At 55.5% G+C, this 18,596-nt stretch carries 17 protein-coding genes and 1 tRNA gene; 8 read left to right on the forward strand and 10 right to left on the reverse strand.

Annotated features, from left to right (window positions below; genetic code table 11):
• Nucleotides 1-449 precede the first annotated feature (449 nt).
• Complete coding sequence (locus K9U38_RS13735) at nucleotides 450-941, forward strand: YidB family protein (protein WP_224494904.1); 492 nt, start codon at nucleotides 450-452, stop codon at nucleotides 939-941.
• A 52-nt stretch (nucleotides 942-993) separates the two neighbouring features.
• Nucleotides 994-1,266: a GlsB/YeaQ/YmgE family stress response membrane protein gene (locus K9U38_RS13740; RefSeq protein ID WP_224494905.1), complete on the forward strand. Its 273-nt coding sequence runs from the start codon at nucleotides 994-996 to the stop codon at nucleotides 1,264-1,266.
• Between the two features lie 373 nt (nucleotides 1,267-1,639).
• On the opposite strand, the gene K9U38_RS13745 is transcribed toward K9U38_RS13740, so the two are convergent.
• Both K9U38_RS13745 and K9U38_RS13750 read right to left on the reverse strand, forming a co-directional pair.
• Entirely contained in the window at nucleotides 1,640-3,754 is a 2,115-nt protein-coding gene (locus K9U38_RS13745; protein ID WP_224494906.1) for a putative bifunctional diguanylate cyclase/phosphodiesterase, read from the reverse strand.
• A gap of 276 nt (nucleotides 3,755-4,030) precedes the next feature.
• Nucleotides 4,031-4,219, reverse strand: coding sequence for a hypothetical protein (locus tag K9U38_RS13750; RefSeq protein WP_224494907.1), 189 nt, complete (start codon nucleotides 4,217-4,219; stop codon nucleotides 4,031-4,033).
• 354 nt (nucleotides 4,220-4,573) lie between these two features.
• Here K9U38_RS13750 and K9U38_RS13755 point away from each other — a divergent pair, with 354 nt between their 5' ends.
• Nucleotides 4,574-6,427, forward strand: a complete 1,854-nt coding sequence (locus tag K9U38_RS13755) for a TPR end-of-group domain-containing protein (RefSeq protein ID WP_224494908.1) — start codon at nucleotides 4,574-4,576, stop codon at nucleotides 6,425-6,427.
• A 162-nt stretch (nucleotides 6,428-6,589) separates the two neighbouring features.
• Here K9U38_RS13755 and K9U38_RS13760 read toward each other — a convergent pair whose 3' ends face one another.
• The 3 genes from K9U38_RS13760 to K9U38_RS13770 form a co-directional block, all read right to left on the reverse strand.
• Complete coding sequence (locus K9U38_RS13760; RefSeq protein WP_224494909.1) at nucleotides 6,590-7,129, reverse strand: hypothetical protein; 540 nt, start codon at nucleotides 7,127-7,129, stop codon at nucleotides 6,590-6,592.
• A 186-nt stretch (nucleotides 7,130-7,315) separates the two neighbouring features.
• Entirely contained in the window at nucleotides 7,316-8,866 is a 1,551-nt protein-coding gene (locus K9U38_RS13765; RefSeq protein WP_224494910.1) for a hypothetical protein, read from the reverse strand.
• Nucleotides 8,867-8,940: 74 nt separating this feature from the next.
• Entirely contained in the window at nucleotides 8,941-9,309 is a 369-nt protein-coding gene (locus K9U38_RS13770; RefSeq protein ID WP_224494911.1) for a hypothetical protein, read from the reverse strand.
• A 225-nt stretch (nucleotides 9,310-9,534) separates the two neighbouring features.
• Here K9U38_RS13770 and K9U38_RS13775 point away from each other — a divergent pair, with 225 nt between their 5' ends.
• Together K9U38_RS13775 and K9U38_RS13780 are read left to right on the forward strand one after the other, a co-directional pair.
• A complete protein-coding gene (locus K9U38_RS13775; RefSeq protein ID WP_224494912.1) occupies nucleotides 9,535-10,362 on the forward strand; it encodes a nickel-binding protein in 828 nt (275 codons plus the stop codon).
• Between the two features lie 687 nt (nucleotides 10,363-11,049).
• Complete coding sequence (locus tag K9U38_RS13780) at nucleotides 11,050-12,027, forward strand: site-specific integrase (protein WP_224494913.1); 978 nt, start codon at nucleotides 11,050-11,052, stop codon at nucleotides 12,025-12,027.
• A 23-nt stretch (nucleotides 12,028-12,050) separates the two neighbouring features.
• Here the strand turns inward: K9U38_RS13780 and K9U38_RS13785 are convergent.
• Both K9U38_RS13785 and cpdR read right to left on the reverse strand, forming a co-directional pair.
• Nucleotides 12,051-12,125, reverse strand: a tRNA-Val gene (locus K9U38_RS13785).
• A gap of 102 nt (nucleotides 12,126-12,227) precedes the next feature.
• The gene (cpdR, locus tag K9U38_RS13790; RefSeq protein ID WP_027229490.1) at nucleotides 12,228-12,590 is read right to left on the reverse strand and encodes a cell cycle two-component system response regulator CpdR; all 363 of its coding nucleotides are present in this window, start codon (nucleotides 12,588-12,590) and stop codon (nucleotides 12,228-12,230) included.
• A gap of 297 nt (nucleotides 12,591-12,887) precedes the next feature.
• Between cpdR and K9U38_RS13795 the strand changes: the two genes are divergently transcribed.
• Both K9U38_RS13795 and hisN read left to right on the forward strand, forming a co-directional pair.
• Nucleotides 12,888-13,778: an N-formylglutamate amidohydrolase gene (locus K9U38_RS13795; protein WP_224494914.1), complete on the forward strand. Its 891-nt coding sequence runs from the start codon at nucleotides 12,888-12,890 to the stop codon at nucleotides 13,776-13,778.
• 242 nt (nucleotides 13,779-14,020) lie between these two features.
• Complete coding sequence (gene hisN / locus K9U38_RS13800) at nucleotides 14,021-14,794, forward strand: histidinol-phosphatase (RefSeq protein ID WP_224494915.1); 774 nt, start codon at nucleotides 14,021-14,023, stop codon at nucleotides 14,792-14,794.
• A gap of 52 nt (nucleotides 14,795-14,846) precedes the next feature.
• Here hisN and K9U38_RS13805 read toward each other — a convergent pair whose 3' ends face one another.
• Together K9U38_RS13805 and K9U38_RS13810 are read right to left on the reverse strand one after the other, a co-directional pair.
• Nucleotides 14,847-15,800 carry an alpha/beta fold hydrolase gene (locus tag K9U38_RS13805; RefSeq protein WP_224494916.1) on the reverse strand — a complete coding sequence of 318 codons (954 nt, stop codon included), beginning with the start codon at nucleotides 15,798-15,800 and terminating at the stop codon, nucleotides 14,847-14,849.
• Nucleotides 15,801-15,995: 195 nt separating this feature from the next.
• A complete protein-coding gene (locus K9U38_RS13810; RefSeq protein ID WP_224494917.1) occupies nucleotides 15,996-16,418 on the reverse strand; it encodes a hypothetical protein in 423 nt (140 codons plus the stop codon).
• 293 nt (nucleotides 16,419-16,711) lie between these two features.
• On the opposite strand from K9U38_RS13810, the gene K9U38_RS13815 reads away from it, so the two are divergent.
• Complete coding sequence (locus K9U38_RS13815; RefSeq protein WP_224494918.1) at nucleotides 16,712-17,182, forward strand: Hsp20 family protein; 471 nt, start codon at nucleotides 16,712-16,714, stop codon at nucleotides 17,180-17,182.
• Between the two features lie 47 nt (nucleotides 17,183-17,229).
• Here K9U38_RS13815 and K9U38_RS13820 read toward each other — a convergent pair whose 3' ends face one another.
• Nucleotides 17,230-18,273 (reverse strand): threonine aldolase family protein, encoded by a 1,044-nt coding sequence (locus tag K9U38_RS13820; protein WP_224494919.1) that lies wholly within the window; start codon nucleotides 18,271-18,273, stop codon nucleotides 17,230-17,232.
• Nucleotides 18,274-18,596: the final 323 nt, after the last annotated feature.

Here is an 18,596-nt window from a genome sequence, read left to right on the forward strand (position 1 = left end):
CGCCAGACGTTCGCCACGACTCATGGAGACTTCGCCGACCGGGGAAAGAAAGATGGGCTGCAAGGCTGTGACGAGGTGACCTGCACTCAACGACAAGTCGCCCAGTGGATTCTGCTGCACCAAAGACAACGACTTTCACAGGCAAGGCATACCTATGGTGTAGGTGTGCCATATGGCAAGCTCTCAAGGACGAATGCCCGATAAGTACCGTTATCCGTCGTTCTGCTTCGGCTGACCACTGTTCACTCTGGTACGCCTTATGGAAGTGTCGACCTGACCACCCAAAATGCAACGAATCCCGCCATGCCTGCGTTATAGGTTTGCAATCGTATTTCACAAAAATGCAACGAGGGTATGTGTCCGTGCGACGAACCAGAACTCAATGCCGAAAGCGCAGACATTCCAGTAAGTTGGTATCCGTCACAGGCGGATTTTAACGGGAGGTAGAAATGGCATCATCTCGAATGACGGCCCTGTTGGCCATGCTGGCTGTAGCAGGATGGCAGAACAGAGATAAGCTTGGTGAACTCTTGGGGCAGGTCACTGGACAAAAAGCTGGCAACCCTCAGAATGAACCAAATCCCGATGTCAGTACCGCATCAAGTGATGCCGGAGGGCTTGGCGGTCTGTTGGGTGGGTTATTTGGGGGCGGCGGCACCCAAGGCGTTTCCGGAGGACTTGGAGAATTGCTGGAAAGCTTCACCGGCAGCGGGAACCGCGATGTGGCAGATTCATGGGTTCAGACTGGGCCTAACAAACCCGTGGAAACGACGCAGATTTCCGACGCGCTTGGATCCGATGTCATCGATCAACTCGCAGGCCAGACGGGTCTTTCGAGAGACGAACTATTGACCAGGTTGAAGGCTGTTTTGCCGACCGCTGTGGACAAATTGACACCGCAGGGTCGGGTGCCGACCCAGGATGAAACGTCGCAGTGGTAGTCGCCAATACCACGCTTGTCATTGCAGATCTGATTTTGTCGAGGATGGATCGATGGGTATCGTTTGGACAATTATAATTGGAGCGGTCGTTGGGACTATAGCGAAGTTTATCGTTCCCGGTTCCCGGAGTGAGCCAATCGGCTTCGTTCTGACAGCCATTCTCGGGATCGTCGGGGCGATGGTTGCCACTTTTCTCGGACAATCGTTGGGCTGGTATCAGTCCGGCGAAGGCGCAGGCCTCATCGGAGGAATTGTCGGAGCGGTCATCGTCCTGTTGGCTTGGGGCTATTTTGCGGCCCGACGCGGCGCTACGCCACCTGTTTAGCCTCGTTCGGCGACAGTTGGGGGTGGACTGAAAGACTGACCACCTGCTTCATCCTTTCGCAGCTTCCATGAACTCATAGCGCTCCATAGGATAGTATTGGTAATCGCCGCTCCCGATCTCAGCGAGGACGATATATTTGTCTCCCGATTTCTCCTGCTTTAGACGCAGGGAAACGGTGAAACTCCCACTTGGCGTTTTATATTTCAACGGTAACGGCGTAGGACGAGGCTCTGGCCGCTCATGGTGGCAGAGAGGCGCTGCACATGGTGGCGTACTGCAGGTCGTAGCTACATTCCGACCAAAGCGCACGACATAATCCAGACGAGTCGAAACGCTTTGGTACTCGCTGCGAGATTTTGAAAGTGAGTGACCGCTATGTAGCCACGCGAGCGGTTGAAGTGAAGACCGGAGCCGTGTCTGGGGAACAACTCTCCGCCATTGTACTCCTGAGATCGTGCGAACCCGTCAGGGTGATTTGTCCGCTGGTGACAATCTGCTCAAGAGGGGCAGGGCGTCCTAGATAATAGCCTTGCGCTTCGTCACACCCTTCCGTGCTCAGAAGGGAAAGCTGGCCCGACGTCTCGATACCTTCGGCCAAAACCGGGATATCCAGGCTTTTGCCAAGCGCCAACACTGCCCGGATTATCGCCTTCGCCTGGGGGCTGGTCTCGACTTCGCTCATAAAGAAGCGATCCAGTTTGATCTTGTCGAACGGAAACGCCCGCAATGTTTCCAGGGAGGAATAGCCCGTCCCGAAATCATCGAGCGCTATGGTTACACCGAGCGCCTTGATCCGCCGGAGGATATGCAGCGAACGGGCTTTGTCGGCAAAGATGGTGGTTTCCGTCAATTCCAGTTCCAGCCGCGTCGGAGGCAGTCCCGTTTGGAGCAACACCTGATGAACGAGAGTTGGTAGGTCGGCATGGGCGAACTGGATCGGAGACAGATTGACCGCAACCTTATAAGGTTGCTCCCAGGATGTTGCCTCGTTGCATGCAGTTGCCAGCACCCATTCACCCAGTTGCAGGATTAGGCCGTTTTCTTCAGCTAGCGGGATAAACTCGGAGGGTGGGATAAACCCATGTCTAGGATGGTTCCAGCGCAGCAGTGCCTCATAGCCACGAATTTCTCCGGTGGAGACGGACGTCTGCACCTGATAGTGGACATCGAGTTGGCCATTCTCCATGGCCTCCCGAAGTTCGCTCGCCAAGGCTCTGCGAGCCCTGATCGTTTCATCCATCGATTGCTCGTAAAAGCAGATCGCTGTGCTCACGTCAGCCTTGGCTCGATACATCGCAAGGTCGGCATTGCTAATTAGCGTTCCTGTGCTGTCGGCATTGTCGGGATAAACGGCAACGCCCATGCTGGCACCGGTCGTTACTTCATAGTCGTCCAAGCGAATGGGCTTGAAGAGCGCTGTTTCGAGCCGAGTCAGAAAATCCATAAGATCGGCATGGCATCGTGTGCGGTGAATGGCGGCGAATTCATCGCCGCCGAGACGCGCTACGAACTCGCCCTCACGCAACAGGTTGGTCATGCGCTGGGCAAGAATCCTGAGCGCCTCATCCCCGGCACCATGGCCCCGAAGATCGTTAATCTCTTTAAAGCGGTCTAAATCGATACCGACGAGGGCAACCTTGCCCCCTGCAACTCGCGCGCTCTCCACCTCGCGGTCAAGATAGTCGTTGAAACTTGCCCTGTTGGGTAGGCCCGTCAGGCTGTCGTTCAGCGCCAAGTGGCGCAGTTGCTGGTAGGATTCCGCCCGCACACTGTCATCGATGAGATAACTGGCAAGCCCTGTACCAACAATGATCAACGCAACTAAGGCTACAGCCAGCGCCAACGCGTGCAGGGCGTCGGGATTTGAATATGCACCTTCGACCAGCATAGGCGAAACCCGAAACGCGGTCATACCCGTAAAATGCAAACTGACAATCGCGAGCACCAGCACGCCCGTGGCCACAAACTTGTCGCCCCAGAAGGCGCGGCGCAGTGCGAAGTGCAGCGCCATGGCTGTGAACACGACCGACAGTATAATCGATGCCACCAGATAGGACATGTCCCACGAAATGATGCCCTGCACGCGGTATGCCAACATGCCCGTGTAGTGCATGGCGGATATTGCCAGTCCCACGATGCCGCCACCGACAATCGCGGCCAGCCGCGTCACTCCGCTTGCCGCCACGATAAAGCCCAAGGCAGCGCCTGCCATGGCGATCAGCAGGGAAACGATGGTCAGGACTGGATCGAAACTAACCGGGACACCCGGTTCATAGGCAATCACAGCGATGAAGTGGGTGCACCAAATCGATGACCCGGCTGCCACGGCGGTCAGGAAATGCCATCCGGCTTGTTGCAGACCTGTTGTGCCAGTGGTTCGTTGAAACAGGCGGATGATGGCCCAGGAGCCAGCCACACAAACAATTGCTGCAACGAGCACCAGCCAAACGTTATGCTCAAAGGCAACACATCCCAGTACAGTCAGCATCGTTGGATCGGCTTCCGCTCATGATATTTTTTGCCAGCCTAGCTCCAGAGACTTGATACTGGATTAACGATTTCATTCGATAGCTATTGAAGGGTGATGATTTGTCGCCGGGAACAAGGGATTGCTGCTACCCAGAGCACCACCCTGTGTAGGGAGGTTCGAATTAGTGGCGTCTTTGCGTCCACCCCCAAAAATACGGCGCTCAACCCGTTGCCGAGGAGCGCCGTATTATCCCGGAGATAGACGAGCGTCGTTGCTGGCTGCTCTCAGTCTCATTTACGGGTGGATTGGATACGTGGGTGTCGAATGGCGCAATTGCAAGAGTTGTATGGTCGTGTTTTTCAGGCCTGTAGTAGTAGTCGCCAATTCCATACGCTGCACGATGATGACAATCGCAGGGGAACTGCCAGGCGCTGTGGCGAGCAACATGCCCTCGAAAGTTGCCAGACCTCTGAGTATTTCCATCGACGATCTCGTGCTTGGAAGCGGAGATCGCCACACCTGACTTTGGCGGTCGGGCCGGAATTAAGGACGTACCCTAATCCCCACTCACGCCGACTTGTTCAAAGCGGCGATTGACTAAGGCACGGTCTGCATTCGCCATGGTTCGCTGATGACAGATCATCTCGGCCAACGGCGTAGCGACCTGGTGCAGATAGGGTATGTGACAGTTGCACCTGATGATTTTGACTGCAATTCGCTCGCAATTTATCAAAATTTAGGATGCTTAATGCGGTTGAATCGCAGGCTTTGCGATCATCCGAGCCTGCTATTTCCTCCTATGCTATAATCTATTTCAGGGCACGAATGGGACGGTTCATGGAACGCAAGCTTGCAGCCATTCTCGCTGCTGATGTCGCTGGCTATTCCGCACTTATGGAAGCGGATGAAGCTGACACGTTCGAGCGACTCAGGGCAGGCCATAAGGATCTGTTTGACCCCGAAGTCCGTAAATATCATGGGCGCATTTTCAAATTGATGGGAGACGGTCTGCTGGCGGAATTCGGCAGTGTTTTCGATGCTGTTGAATGTGCGGCCGCGCTTCAGCGTGGCATGATAGAGCGCAACGCCACTTTCCCTGAAAGCAATCCCATCGAAATTCGCATAGGCATTAACCTGGGCGAAGTGATTGTTGAAGGCGAGGATCGCTATGGGGAAGGTGTGAACATTGCCGCCCGACTGCAAAGCCTTGCCGACCCTGGGGGCATTTGCGTTTCAGGTAAGGTATTGAAGGAGGTCGAGAAGAAGCTGGCCTATGCTTTCGAGCCAATGGGCGAGCAGTTGGTGAAGAATATTACAGAACCAATTGCCTGTTATCGGGTGAACTTGAACCAAACCCCGCCAAGTCGTGCCAAGCTGCTCACGCAGAGCGGGTCAGCCGCGCCCAGAAGGACGTCGATTGCGGTTCTGCCGTTCAGCAATATGAGCGGTGATCTTGAACAGGAGTATTTTTCCGACGGGATCACCGAGGACATCATTACAGATCTATCCAAAGTCTCCGGGCTGCACGTGATCGCTCGTAACACGGTGTTCACTTACAAGGGCAGGCCAGTGAAGATACAGCAGGTCGCCCAGGAACTCGGTGTCAGGTTCGTGCTGGAGGGCAGTGTCCGGAAGGCGGGCTCGCGCGTTCGGGTCACCGGACAGCTCGTCGACGGCGGAGACGGCAGTCACCACTGGGCAGAGCGCTACGACCGTGAGCTAACCGACATCTTTGCAATTCAGGACGAGATCACCCACGCCATCGTCGATCAGCTGAAGATCAAACTGCTCCCCGACGAGAAAGAGGCAATCAACGCTACTCCTACCGAGGACGTCGAAGCGTATACCTATTATCTGAGAGGCAGGCAGTTTCTGCACATGTGTTCCAAGTCCTACATGCTCCTGGCGCGGCGCATGTTCGCAAGAGCGGCTGAGATCGATCCTGGCTATGCGCGCGCCTACGCTGGCATAGCCAACTGCGACTCGGTGCTTTATTCCTGGCAATATGCCGATGTCTCTATCGACACCATTCTCGCGACAAGTGCTAAGGCACTTGAACTTGATCCCGACCTCGCCGACGCTCACGCGTCGCGCGGCCTTGCGCTCCAGTATGACGGACGGCGAGGGGAGGCTGCCTGCGAATTCGACCGGGCGCTAGCGCTGGACCCTGACCTGCACGAGGCCAACTACTTCTACGGCCGTTTCTTTTTCGAACAGGGTGATTTTGATCGTGCAGCTGAATTGTTCGAGCACGCAGCGCAAGTGAGGTCCGACGATTACCGTTCTGCCGTGCTGCTGGCGAGTGTTTATCGCTCGCTCGATCGTCATGCGGATATGACAAGAGTCGCTCGACTGGGGCTGGATCGGGCCGAACGCGAACTCAATCTTCATCCGGAGAATTCAAGCCCCGCTCAACTGGGTGCGCTTGCATTGGCGCACTTAGGCGAGCGTGAGCGCGCCAAGGAATGGGCGGCACGGACTCTGGCAATCGATCCGGACGACCTCAACGCCTTGTATAATATTGCTTGCACGTATTTGATCATGGACGAACCTGAATCTGCACTTGACCTCCTCGAGAAGACCATTCCAAGAACCAAGCAAATCATGTGGTGGCAAAGCGACCCTGACCTCGATCCGATCCGCGATCATCCGCGCTACAAAAGACTGGTCGCGAGAACCACAACTGGCTGATCCTTGATAAAGACAACTCGCGGCACGCAAGGCGGGCAGAAGAGCGGCGAACTCTTCGCACAAAACCATTTCAGTGTCGGGGACTCGCAGGCGATACCTCTCGTCGTGGTTAACGCTTGGAAGCTTGCCATGAGGCACGGCAGTGGCCCCTCCAGTATAGTTCTATCTCACCCTGTGCTTGTTTTGGTAATCCGCGCAGCGACCCAAGTTCCGCCACAACACGCTAATTAGCTTCTGTCCGACAGACGGATTCCCCTGGCGATGTTCGCCCACAACGAAGTAGGGGTTCAGAGCGTTCATGAAACGAATTGGTGCGTACTCGGACTTTCTTTCTTCCGTGTCGCCGAGATAGGTCAGCAAGATGTCGAAGTAGTATGGGTATCGCGACCAACAGAGTTTTTTGAATTGCTCCCGCGGCATCAAACTGTGCTCGTGATAGCGGTCTATGACGTAGTCCATGAGTTGCAATAACTGTTCGCGAAACAGATCGTCCTGGGTATCGTTCTGATCGCGGAGGACAACCGCAAAAGCATGAACCGTCGCGAACCCAAACGCGCCTATTTCTCCTTGGTCTAGCGACGTTATACCAGCTTGCCTGTATGCCTCTTCGGTATCGGAGACCACGCTCTTGAAGACTTCCATCGCGAGCGCTGGTTGCAACGGAAATGAGTGCCTTGGCCTTTTTCTGAAGAAATTGAACATTTCCCGAGCCTTTTACCTCTCCGTTAACACGAGGTGTTTCGGCATTCCATAAATCGCTCTTAGCTAATTCGGGGAGGGAGTTTTCGACGCATCGTGAAGAGAACTCGGTGTTATCCTCTTTCGGCAGATAATCCTGGAGTGACGCGGTGCATCGTTGAGCTTAAGTTCCAATGGCTTCCGCTAGCACTATCCGGGGTTCAAACTTGAACTGTCCCATCCGCCAAACGCCCGGCGGACAAAACGTGCCTTTTGCGGCCCCTCCATTCTACCCCCCGGAAAGTTACCCGCAACTCCGGTGTGGCCAGTAACCAGCTCACCCGTACGGAAGGAAACGACTATCGAATGCTGATCGAAGTTGCAGACATATTGTCCCCCCTGCGCCTCCGCCACGCATTTGGTCTTGATGACCTTTTTCAGTCTCACTTCCAGTTCACCGAGTTCGCAGCGAGTCATATCGAACACGGTTAACTTGTCTCCAGGATTGCATCGCCCCGCTGCGAACGTCGCATTCAAGGCTTCGATGACGCTCTGCATATGCAAAGCCATGTCGTTGGCAGTCGGTTCGCTACCATCCTCTGCGCCAGTGGTACTCATGACGACAACCTCGGCCAGTGCCGCCTGTCTCCGGCCTTCTGCCGCGATGGCGATGAGGGCGGCAGACTTGCTCCTGTCCCCGAGCACGTTCCTGATTACGTTCTCGGTTGCTGCTCGTGGGTCAGGTTGTCGTCGCGCTTCCGCGAACGCTTCCCGGAATTCAGCCGCGATGGCCGGGTTCGATTCAAGTTCCGCAATCTTCTGCCACATAGGAGCCAGCAGGTTTTCCGGGTCCAGGCTTCCAAACGCATGTTCGAGAAAAGCCCTATATGCCTCGACAGGAGCAAGAGCCGCCCGCGCCAGCGCCAGGCCATCAAGGTTATTCGGCAAACTTGCAGCCGAAGCCCCGACCTTCGTCAAAACGGGCCTGAAGACTTCGTCCAGCCGCTTCTTGCACGCCTCGTAAACCCTGAGTTTGACTTCGTTCGGCCAATCCGACTTGTTGGCCCGATCGTATGCCCGAATTGCTTGTCCCATACCCGTGGGGAACCTTGTCGTACCGGATGCCAGTTCAGCAATAATTGCATCGGCCTTGACGTTCGCCTGTCCTTCCCTGATCTCCGCCAGCAGCAAATCCCTGATTTGCCGATCGACGCGGATCGCATCCGCGGCGCGCTCAAGGCGGTTCCACGAGATCTGCCCGCTCTCACGTGTCTGCATGTACTTACGGAGCCTGTCACGGACCTCTTTGATCTGTCCATCCGTGTCGGAAGGCATTGCCAAGGGCGGTGGGAGTGCTTCGGCCGGCGGGAGCAAAAAGGCCCTGAAGCCCCCTGGATCACATTCAGGAAGCTTTCCATCAATGACACGTTTGCTGCCGCTCTGGCCGACCTGCCCATGCAGGCTCACCGCCCGGAAGCCCGTGGGGTGCATGATCCATGACCCCGGGGTTATCTGGAACGAACCCGTCGGCGTGACAGTGCCTGTAACATTGTAGCTTGCCCGGCCCTTCAACCCGGCACTGTATTCAAAAACGCCCTTCAGTTGTCCGTTGTTGGACTCGTTGATGGATAGCGTCAACTTGAGGTCGAGGGTTCTATTGCAATAAAACGTGCCTCGCCATTGGCCCAGAAGGTCCTCGCTGGCCAGGACCGGACTGTTCGAGCATATCAATAGAAGTGAAGCGCTGAGCCATCGGTTCATAGGATCCCCCGATCCCCGTTCACGATGCGCAAGATTACAACCAAGCGAATGCTGCGAACAGGTAGCCTTATTAGCTACCGGGTCATCGATTTGCCTGCGTGCACAAACGCAAAACTCCCGTCAATGATCATATTTTCTGCTTTCTGCAGCACTTCCAGATGCTCGGCGTACTCCTCGCGAAAGTACGCGGCCATGTTATCAAAGGAGTGGAATCCTTCCAGTCCGTACGAAAGATAGGTTTCGTAACCGCCCACTCGTTCGAGCCAGCGGGTGAAACGAGCAGGATCGATATTCTCAGCCGTCATGAGTTCCCGCAGGAAGTTATCGTGGTTGCCAAGTATGTGACCACAAGTACGAGGACATTGACTAGGGCAAGGTCTGCATTCGCCATGGAAAGCGACAAGATCACGCTTATGGCGCATGCCGTCCACGACCCAGGCCATTGTCTTATAGTCTCGCGGGAGAGTCTCTTCAAACTCGAACACAAATCCGTTCTCGATCAGGCAGCGTATGACTACGGCCGCGTCAGGTCTGCCTCGGGATCGTCGAGTCACTACGTCTCCGCTATGACACGGGCGCTTACTTCACTCAAACCGAAAGGGGATCGATCGATTGCCCAAAAATATGATCGGGCATAGACTTCCGGGAAACTGGGGAAGGGGAAGCCGATGGCCATATTCATGGATCGTCATGATCTCAAAGGATTTAGCGCCGCGGACGTTGCCGAGGCACATCGGAAGGATCTCGAAGTCCAGGATGAGTATGGTGTGAAATTCCTGACCTACTGGTTCGACCATCAGCGGGGCACCGCGTTTTGCCTGATAGATGCACCAGACAAAGATACCGCTCAATGCGTCCATCGGGTGGCGCACGGCCATGTAGCCGGCGAGGTTGTCGAGGTAGCTCTATCCGCCGTGGAGGCTTTTCTTGGCCGGATCCATGATCCCGAACCTCTTGCCGGAAAACAAGAAAATGAAGACTGCGCCCACCGCGCAATCATGTTCACGGATATAGTGGGCTCGACGGAAATGACCGCCCGCCTTGGCGACCGCATGGGCACTGAACTGGTCAGAGCACACGATTCCGTAGTCCGAAGATGCCTTAAAGAATACAGCGGAAGTGAGGTGAAACACACTGGCGACGGCATAATGGCGTCCTTTGTGTCCACTACGCAGGCCGTTGATTGCGCCATCGCCATCCATCGGGAGTTCCACCGGTACAATCTTGGCAATGCCGAACCTATACACATTCGGATCGGCATTGATTGCGGAGAACCCGTCGAGGACAGTAACGATCTTTTTGGCACGACAGTTCAGCTTGCTGCCCGCTTATGCTCGGCGGCCTCGACTGATCAGATTCTCGTATCGGAAAATGCATTCCGGAATCAGCACAGCAGCGCTGCCTTTACGGAAACCGCACCACTGCAACTGAAGGGGTTCTCTATGCCAGTCCCTGCGTTCGAATGCGCGTGGGAACCTTTGGCAAAATCGGGCTAACCATGCCGCTATCGTCTTCGTAGACGCTGCCGGAACCGCGAAAGACGTCAAGCCTTACAAGAATACTTACGCGTGGTTTCTCGATCTCCAGCACGGAAAGATCGTGAAGGCCACGAACAGCATCGCTTTTAATGAACTTTGGAAGCTCACAGCTACTGAACGACGATTCTCTGAGTTAGCCTAGTTACAAATGCACCTCCAAGCATGATCGCATAATGCCTCATGTCTTGTTTGAGTGTCTTTGGTTGGGTTCCACTCAGACAGCTTGTCCGTTGTTGGGGGCCATTGCGGACATTTGCAAGGAATGCGTTCGACGATGGCTTCGTGCCTTGTCTTAAGCCACGTATGGCGCGGCAACCCGGGGCGCAGATCATAGGGTTCGTCAGCGGCCCGTTGACACCGGTCTGCTATCGACAGTCTTTCGCCCACAACCGCCAGTCCGCTTCCGGCCCCAAATCGGTCATTCCTCCCCCGGCAGGAGCCTCCGAGATAAAGGAATTCTGTTAACAGCAGAGTCTTAGGTTCGGATCCCGTGGCCCTTCTTGTGCAAAGGCCGATGGGTTGGGGATGGATCGTCCACAAGCCATTTCTTTCCAGTTAGTAATCGCGCCGGTCCTGAAGGACCCTTTGCTAGGTTTATTAAGTTCCATCCTTAAGCGAAAGCTATCTCATTACTATGAGAACGACGTGAAGCATAAGCCGTCGCAGGCCCCAGCATTCCGTGCGATCTCCATCATTCGCGAATTCTTGGTTGAGCGGATGTCAGTCAAGGCGTCCGTTTCTTCCTTTGGGCCCATCCGCCAGCGCGAGTTCATGGAATGGAGCCGCGATAAGCACGGGCACGGCGCGTCGTACATCGCGCGCAATCTGTCCGTCGTGTCGTCAGCATTTCACTATGCCAAGAAGCTGGTGGCGATCGAAGACGCGTTCGGCACTCGCCATGAAATCCAGTTGCTGACCAGCGCTCCGGATGTCGTGACGCAGGGGAAGGCTGTTGCCAAGCTTGTCAGTCTGCCGGTTCCAGAGCCGCGCCACTACCTGCCAACGATGGAAGAATTCGGAGGGTTCATCGATTCGATCGACAAGCGGCAGGAGAACCTGTTCCGCTTCGTGATGCTATCCCTCAACACCTGGGCTCGACCAGACACGATCATCGATTTTCGGGATACGCCGCAACAGGTGAACCGCCGCTTCAAAGTGATCGATCTAAATCCGATCGGCCGCGAACAGACGGACAAACACCGTCCGAACATACCGGCCAGGGACAACCTTCTGAATTGGCTTGATGAGTGGAACCGCGAAATCCCCTTGCTCTGGAACAAGGTCGCCGCCCTGATGATGAAACAGACGTTCAAGCGTCAAGCGCAGTCGATCGGCTTGGAAGAGTTCACCCAGGGCACGATTCGGCATTTCATGGCGACGTATGCCCGTCGCCAGCATCCCCGGCCGGATCAGGAACAGCTCGACGTGTGGCTGGGTCACGACAAGAAGCGGACCGCGAATCCCTATGAAAGTTTTGATCCGGAATACCTGTTGGAAGCGAAACTCGCGACGGAAAGCATCATCGCGCAGCTGCAAAAACATACGAAACGCCCACTATTTGCGCGCAAGGTGCGCGCAAATGGGCACCTAACACTGATTGTGGGCAAAGAGGACGTAGCATAAGTGGTTGATTTTAAAGGGTCAGATGGTGGGCGTGACAGGGATTGAACCTGTGACCCCTACGATGTCAACGTAGTGCTCTCCCGCTGAGCTACACGCCCATCCGACCGGGCGCATACACCATATTGAATTGTGTCCGTCAATAGCGTTCGAAAGAAGTTATCAGGCTTTCTTTGCCTGAGCGAAAGAATGCCGCAGCCGTTCTAGGCCGCGACCAGCATTTTTTCGATTTCATTGACGAGATCGCGCAGGTGGAAGGGCTTCGAAAGCACCTTCGCATCCTTTGGCGCCTTCGAATCGGAATTCAGCGCCACAGCGGCAAAGCCGGTGATGAACATGATCTTGAGGTCGGGATCGATTTCCGACGCGCGGCGTGCCAGCTCGATGCCATCCATTTCCGGCATCACGATATCGGTCAGGAGCAGGGAGAACGGTTCTTCTCGCAAACGGTCGTAGGCGCTGGCACCATTGTCGAAATGGGTGACATGATACCCCGCCTTTTCGAGCGCTTTGACCAAAAAGCGCCGCATGTCATTGTCGTCTTCTGCAAGAAGGATTCTCTTCATCAGTCCGTCCGAATTGTCTAGCACCGGATCATCCCCAAACCGGCGTCCTGTCAGTATTTACAAAACGCTTTTTTGGTAAAGATCACGTGAATGATTTGCCAGAAAATAAGGGCGAACGGTCCAAATGTCGAGGTAGCCTCCGCAAGATAGCCCCGCTATTTCGAAGTAGCGCGCAGGCCTGACCATAGATCAGAAAGTTAGCAGCTTATGCCTCTTGATGAATTCCATCTCGAGACAAGTTGCACTAGAGTGAAGACTTCCTGTCCGCCAGTACCGCTGCAAACCCTGAAGAGAAGAATGACCGTCGAGCGCGATTTCCCAAACAGCCTGCCTTATGAATTGCGGCAACCGGCCGATCAACGCATCCCATTCGTTTTCAATTCGCCTCATAGCGGTCAGTCATACCCGGTCGCCTTTCTCCGGCAATCGCAGCTCGATCCGCAAACGATCCGGCGTTCCGAGGATTGCTTTGTCGACCAATTATTTGCCGCGGCCGTCATGCTCGGCGCTCCCTTGATGGTTGCGCATTTTCCCCGCGCCTATCTGGACGTTAATCGCGAGCCCTATGAACTCGATGCCAGGATGTTCTTTGAGCCGCTTCCACCCTATGCGAACGGTCATTCGGCGCGTGTAGCGGGTGGGCTTGGAACGATCCCGCGTCTCGTCGGCGAGGGGCAGGAGATCTACGCGCAGAAACTGCATCTCGATGAAGCTTTGGGCCGGATCAACAATATCTACAAGCCATACCATGCGGTTCTTGGCGATGTGCTTGCCACAACGCGGGACCGCTTCGGCTATGCCGTGCTGATCGATTGCCATTCCATGCCGACAGGCATTCGCTTCCCGGAAAGCGGCATGCGTCCGGACTTCATCATCGGTGATCGTTTCGGCACGAGCTGCACCCCCGAACTCGCCTCTGCCGCGATACATCTCCTCAGGGAGATGGGGTATGTCGTAGCGCACAACAAACCCTATGCCGGCGGGTATATCACCGAACATTATGGACGGCCTTTGAAGGCTTTTCACGCCTTGCAGATCGAGGTCAATCGCGGGCTATACTTGAATGAGCACAATTACGAACGGAAGCCCGGATTCGAACAGCTCCAGCGCGACATAGGACTGTTCCTGGCAGATCTGGTCTCGCTGCCCGATTTCCATTTCCTCGGGACACCGCTTGCTGCTGAATAGGGACGAGCAAGCACTATGGTGCAAAAAAAGACCGCGCATAAGCGCGGTCCAAGTCTAGGGAGGAAACGCCCAAGGAGGGCATAGACAGGTCACCCTGTCTGTTGATTACTCTATGTTGCGCCGCACAAATGTCAAGTATTTTGTATGATTTTTTGTGCACTTGGCCTTGATGCCTAAAAAAAATGCAAAGAATTCGCCATTGAGGCAGAAGTTTGAGAATGTTTTAATCGCAAGGAGCCATTTTGTTCGTAGAACTTTCCTTCCTGAAGCGGATTGCGGGCGTTGCGGCGGAGCAAACCCTTCCCCGATTCCGCAACATTTCGCTCGTCGACAACAAATACCAGACCGGTTTTGATCCGGTCACCGAGGCTGATCGGGAAGCTGAAAGGGCGATTCGCACGTTGATCAATGCGTCCTTTCCCGAGCACGGCATTCTTGGCGAGGAGTTTGGTGGAGAGAATCTCGATCAGTCCCATGTCTGGGTGATCGATCCCATAGATGGCACGCGCGCGTTCATTTCGGGAATTCCGGTCTGGGGTACGTTGGCCGGCCTGACCATCGATGGCGATGCAGTGGCCGGTGTGATGGCGCAGCCATTCACCGGGGAACTGTTCATGTGCGATGGAGACGACTCCTGGTACGAAGGACCGGGCGGAACGCGCCGCCTCCAGACGCGAAAGACGATCACGCTTCCCGAGGCGACGCTTTTCACGACAACGCCGATGCTGTTCAAGGACGAGGTGCGGGCCGCCTATGACCGGGTTGAAGAAAAGATCCGGCTGGCGCGCTATGGCACCGACTGTTACGCCTATGCGATGCTTGCCGCAGGATTTGTCGATCTGGTGATCGAATCGGGCTTGCATCCCTACGACATCGTCGCGCTTATCCCGATTATCGAGAAAGCTGGCGGTGTGATCACGACCTGGGATGGTGGCCCGGCAGAACAAGCCGGCAAGATACTTGCTGCTGCAACGCCGGAGCTGCATGCCCAGGCAATGGACCTGCTCAATCGCTAGGAGACCGGTATCGAAGCGCTGCCAACCACTGCCCCTTGCGCAGGTCGTGATACTAGAGCGACTCGCCTCCGGTGCCGGGAATGAAGGCATCAAAAGCGGCGAAGAACTGCTGGCGATAGAAATCCTTCTCCTGCAGGATCTCGTGCTTGGCGCCGTCGACGGTCAGCAGCGTGGTGTTGCGCAGCTGCAGCGCATAGCGTTCGATCGCCGGGGTGGACACAACGCTGTCCATGCCGGCGGCAATGACCAGCATCGGGATCCTTATCATATCGATGAAATCCGGGCGGCTGACCTTCTTGATTGCGGCCGCCGCGGCCACGATCCAGCTTGCGGTTGGACCACCGATGGCGAGCTCCGGCGCTTGCTCGAGGATTTCGCAATTGCGCTGGTAGCGCGCTGTATCCGACGTCACCTCGTTCATCGCAAAGGCTTTGATCGCATGTGGTCCGCCGAGCATATAGGCCTTGCCCAGGCCCGCTGATCGCAACGCATTGGCGCCGAATCGTGCTGCAATCTTCCTGGCACGGCTACCAGTGATGTCGAGCAGCGGAGCGGTCAGGACCATTCGCCTCACACGATTGGAAAGAGCTGGTGCCGCCAGGAGTGCCACCAGCGCTCCCGTGGAATGGCCAAGGATATAGTAGGGGCCGCGGCAATCGGGCAAAAGTACTGATTCGAACAATTGCTCCAGGTCGGCGGCATAGTCATCAAAGCTTTTCACATAGCCCCGGGCGGGATCCGGCAAGAGCCTGCTGGATGCACCCTGGCCGCGCCAGTCGAAGGTGGCTACGGTAAAGCCGCGGGCGGCTATGTCCCGCGCAGTCTCGAAGTATTTTTCGATGCATTCGTTACGCCCTTGCAGAATGAGCACCGTTCCCTGCACAGGATGGCGGGTTGCGGGCGTAATTGCGTAGCGCAGTTCCTTGCCATCGGCGAGGTTCAGGGGCTCGACGCGCGTGCCCGGGGGAAGTGGATTGGATGCAGTTTCGACAAGCGGTCGGATCATTGCGGGAGGGCTCCAAACCTGGTCAATCCTCGTCGTGGACTTGCCGGCGTCAGTTCACTCCCTGATAAAATGGGCGGACACAAAGGTCAAACCGCGATCCCCAAAAAGAATGACCGGAAACCCTTTGCAGAGTTTCCGGTCAGTTCGTTCCGGGCGGAAGGGACGTTACACCCGGAACGATTCGGCTTTTTGAACTCAGTAAGCCGGGTTTATCTCGATGCTCAAGCCGTTGCGACGATCGGCATAACGATCACCCATGCGACGGGTTTCGAGAATTTCGCCGCGACGTGAAACAACGACGAGGACTGGAGCACCGCGGCGCGAAGCACGTACGAAATAACGGCCGCGTTCGAAATCCACATCACGGACGCGATAGCCGCGGCGCTCGAGCATCCGGCTTACATCGCGCGGACCAAAGCGGTCACGGCGGTCGTAGCGATCGTCGCGATAACCGTCATTGTAACGGCGATCCTGAACCAGATAGCCATCTGCTTCGCCACGATTGTCGAGATAGATCGGTGATTCGTCCCGGTAATAACGGCTGTCGGCCATGGCCTGAGCCATAAATCCGGTAACGAGAATCGCAGTGGCGGTCAGCGCAAGAACGGTTTTCTTCATTATCTGTATCCTTTGTGATGTCGGTCGTTTCCAACCTTGAGCGCAGTTATAGATGCGTCGAGGTGAACGTATTCCGAAGATGATGTTCATTTTGCGTTCATCCACAGGGCGGCGAACCAGCAATTTGCGGCGTCAGAATCTTGATCAAAAAAACCTTGAAAACACTCTTTGGCCTAACCAAATAGCTGTTGTGACCGCCATATCGGGGTCGCTGGTTCATCGGGACTTGCCGCAGCGGGAGTCTTCTCGGAACCAAAACACGCAAACATTGTCGCTCAAAGGAGGGCTAAACCATGCGTCACGTTGATTTCTCCCCACTCTACCGTTCAACCGTCGGTTTCGACCGGCTTTTCACGATTCTCGATAGTCTGGCTCAGCCGGAAGGTGCCCAGACATATCCGCCCTATAACATCGAGCGGACAGGCGATAATGCCTACCGCATCACCATGGCAGTCGCCGGGTTCTCCGAGGATGAAATCCAGATCGAGGCCCATCGCAACCAGCTGAAGGTGACCGGTGAGAAGAGCGTTGAGAAGTCCGATGAGAATGCCGAGACGCTTTACCGCGGTATCGCTTCGCGCGCTTTCGAACGCCGCTTCCATCTTGCCGATTTCGTCGAGGTCAGTGGTGCGAGCCTGAAAAACGGCCTGCTGCATATTGATCTGAAGCGCGAAATTCCCGAAGAAATGAAGCCGCGCAAGATCGCCGTGACTTCCCTGTCAGACAAGGAAGCCAAGCAGATCGAAGCGAAAGCTGCAAACTAAGCATCGACGCAATGACTGAAGAAAGCGGCGCGACAGCGCCGCTTTTTTTATTTGATCAGTTCGCCGAAGCGATCGATCTCTTCGGGTGATGTTGCGAAGCTGGTGACGAGTCGAGTCAGCGTTTCTCCCTCGTCCACAAGCTGTCTCTCGTAAGCCGGCGCGTTCATGTCATAGAAAAGCGCTCCGTCCTCACGCAATCTGGCGGCGGTCGTCAGCTTCATGATCGCAAAGATTTCATTGCCACGTGGCTCCCAGGCGAGCCGAATGTTATCGGATGCGGAGATATGGTCCGCCATGCGCCTGGCCATGCTGTTCGCCTGTCTTGCCATATCCAGCCAGAGGTCGCCCTCGAAATAGGCTTCGAACTGAGCGGCGATGAAGCGAGATTTCGAAAAGAGCTGCGCGGCGCGTTGGCGAATGAAGGGAAAGGCCGCGGCCCAGGCGGGGTCCATGAAAACAAGGGCCTCGGCGCACCAGCAGCCATTCTTCGTGCCGCCGAAAGACAGGATGTCGACACCCTGCCGCCAGGTCATGTCTGCTGGGGAACAGCCGAGCGAGACCAGCGCGTTGGTAAAACGGGCGCCATCCATATGAAGCGGCAGGCCGTATTCTCGGCAGACCGTCGAAATGGCGGCAATTTCTCCGGGTTCGTAAAGCGTGCCGCTCTCGGTCAGTTGGGTGATGGAAACCGCCATCGGCTGGCCGGCGCGGACATTGTTGTAGCCTGCGACCGCCCGCCTGAGATTGTCGACGTTGATGCGTCCAAGTGGCCCGTCGACCGGATGGAGTCGCGAGCCCCCGGTCAGATATTCGGGCGCTCCACCTTCGTCGGCGATTGTGTGGGCTTCGCGATGGGCGAAAGTAACGCCGCCCGGCTTTGCAACGCTGGCCTGTGCCAGCGAATTGGCGGCTGTGCCCGTAGCGACGAAGAAAACCGCGACTTCCCTTTCGAAAATCTCGTTGAACGTCTGCTCTACAGCTTTATCGAGGGTGCTCGTACCATAGGCGCTCGCAAAACCGCTGGCGTGCCTGGACAGATTCTCTGCGATTTTCGGATGGGTCCCCGCCCAATTATCGGAAGCAAAATGCATGAAAAAACCTCGGGTTTCGAATTGCGCGGACAGCCATACGCCTTTAACCCGGGGGTGAAAAGATAACCAGAAGTCCCGAGGATGTGGAACTATCTGTTTTCCCTTGAATTTTTAGCGGAAACCGCTTGTTTCGAAACGAACGGGATACTTTTGGTGCATTTTGCGCAATGATATTTCGCCGATTGCAGTTATTTTTTGCTTTTCCATCTTGTTTGTTTGGAATAATTCTGGCATACGGCAATAAGACAGCAATGCTGTCCTAATTTGCGCTAACTGAAAACCGGGGTGGAGAGCACACGTGCTTCCGTCCTTATTGTGGTGAC

It is taken from the genome of Phyllobacterium lublinensis, from assembly GCF_020164435.1.
Lineage (GTDB): Bacteria > Pseudomonadota > Alphaproteobacteria > Rhizobiales > Rhizobiaceae > Phyllobacterium > Phyllobacterium lublinensis.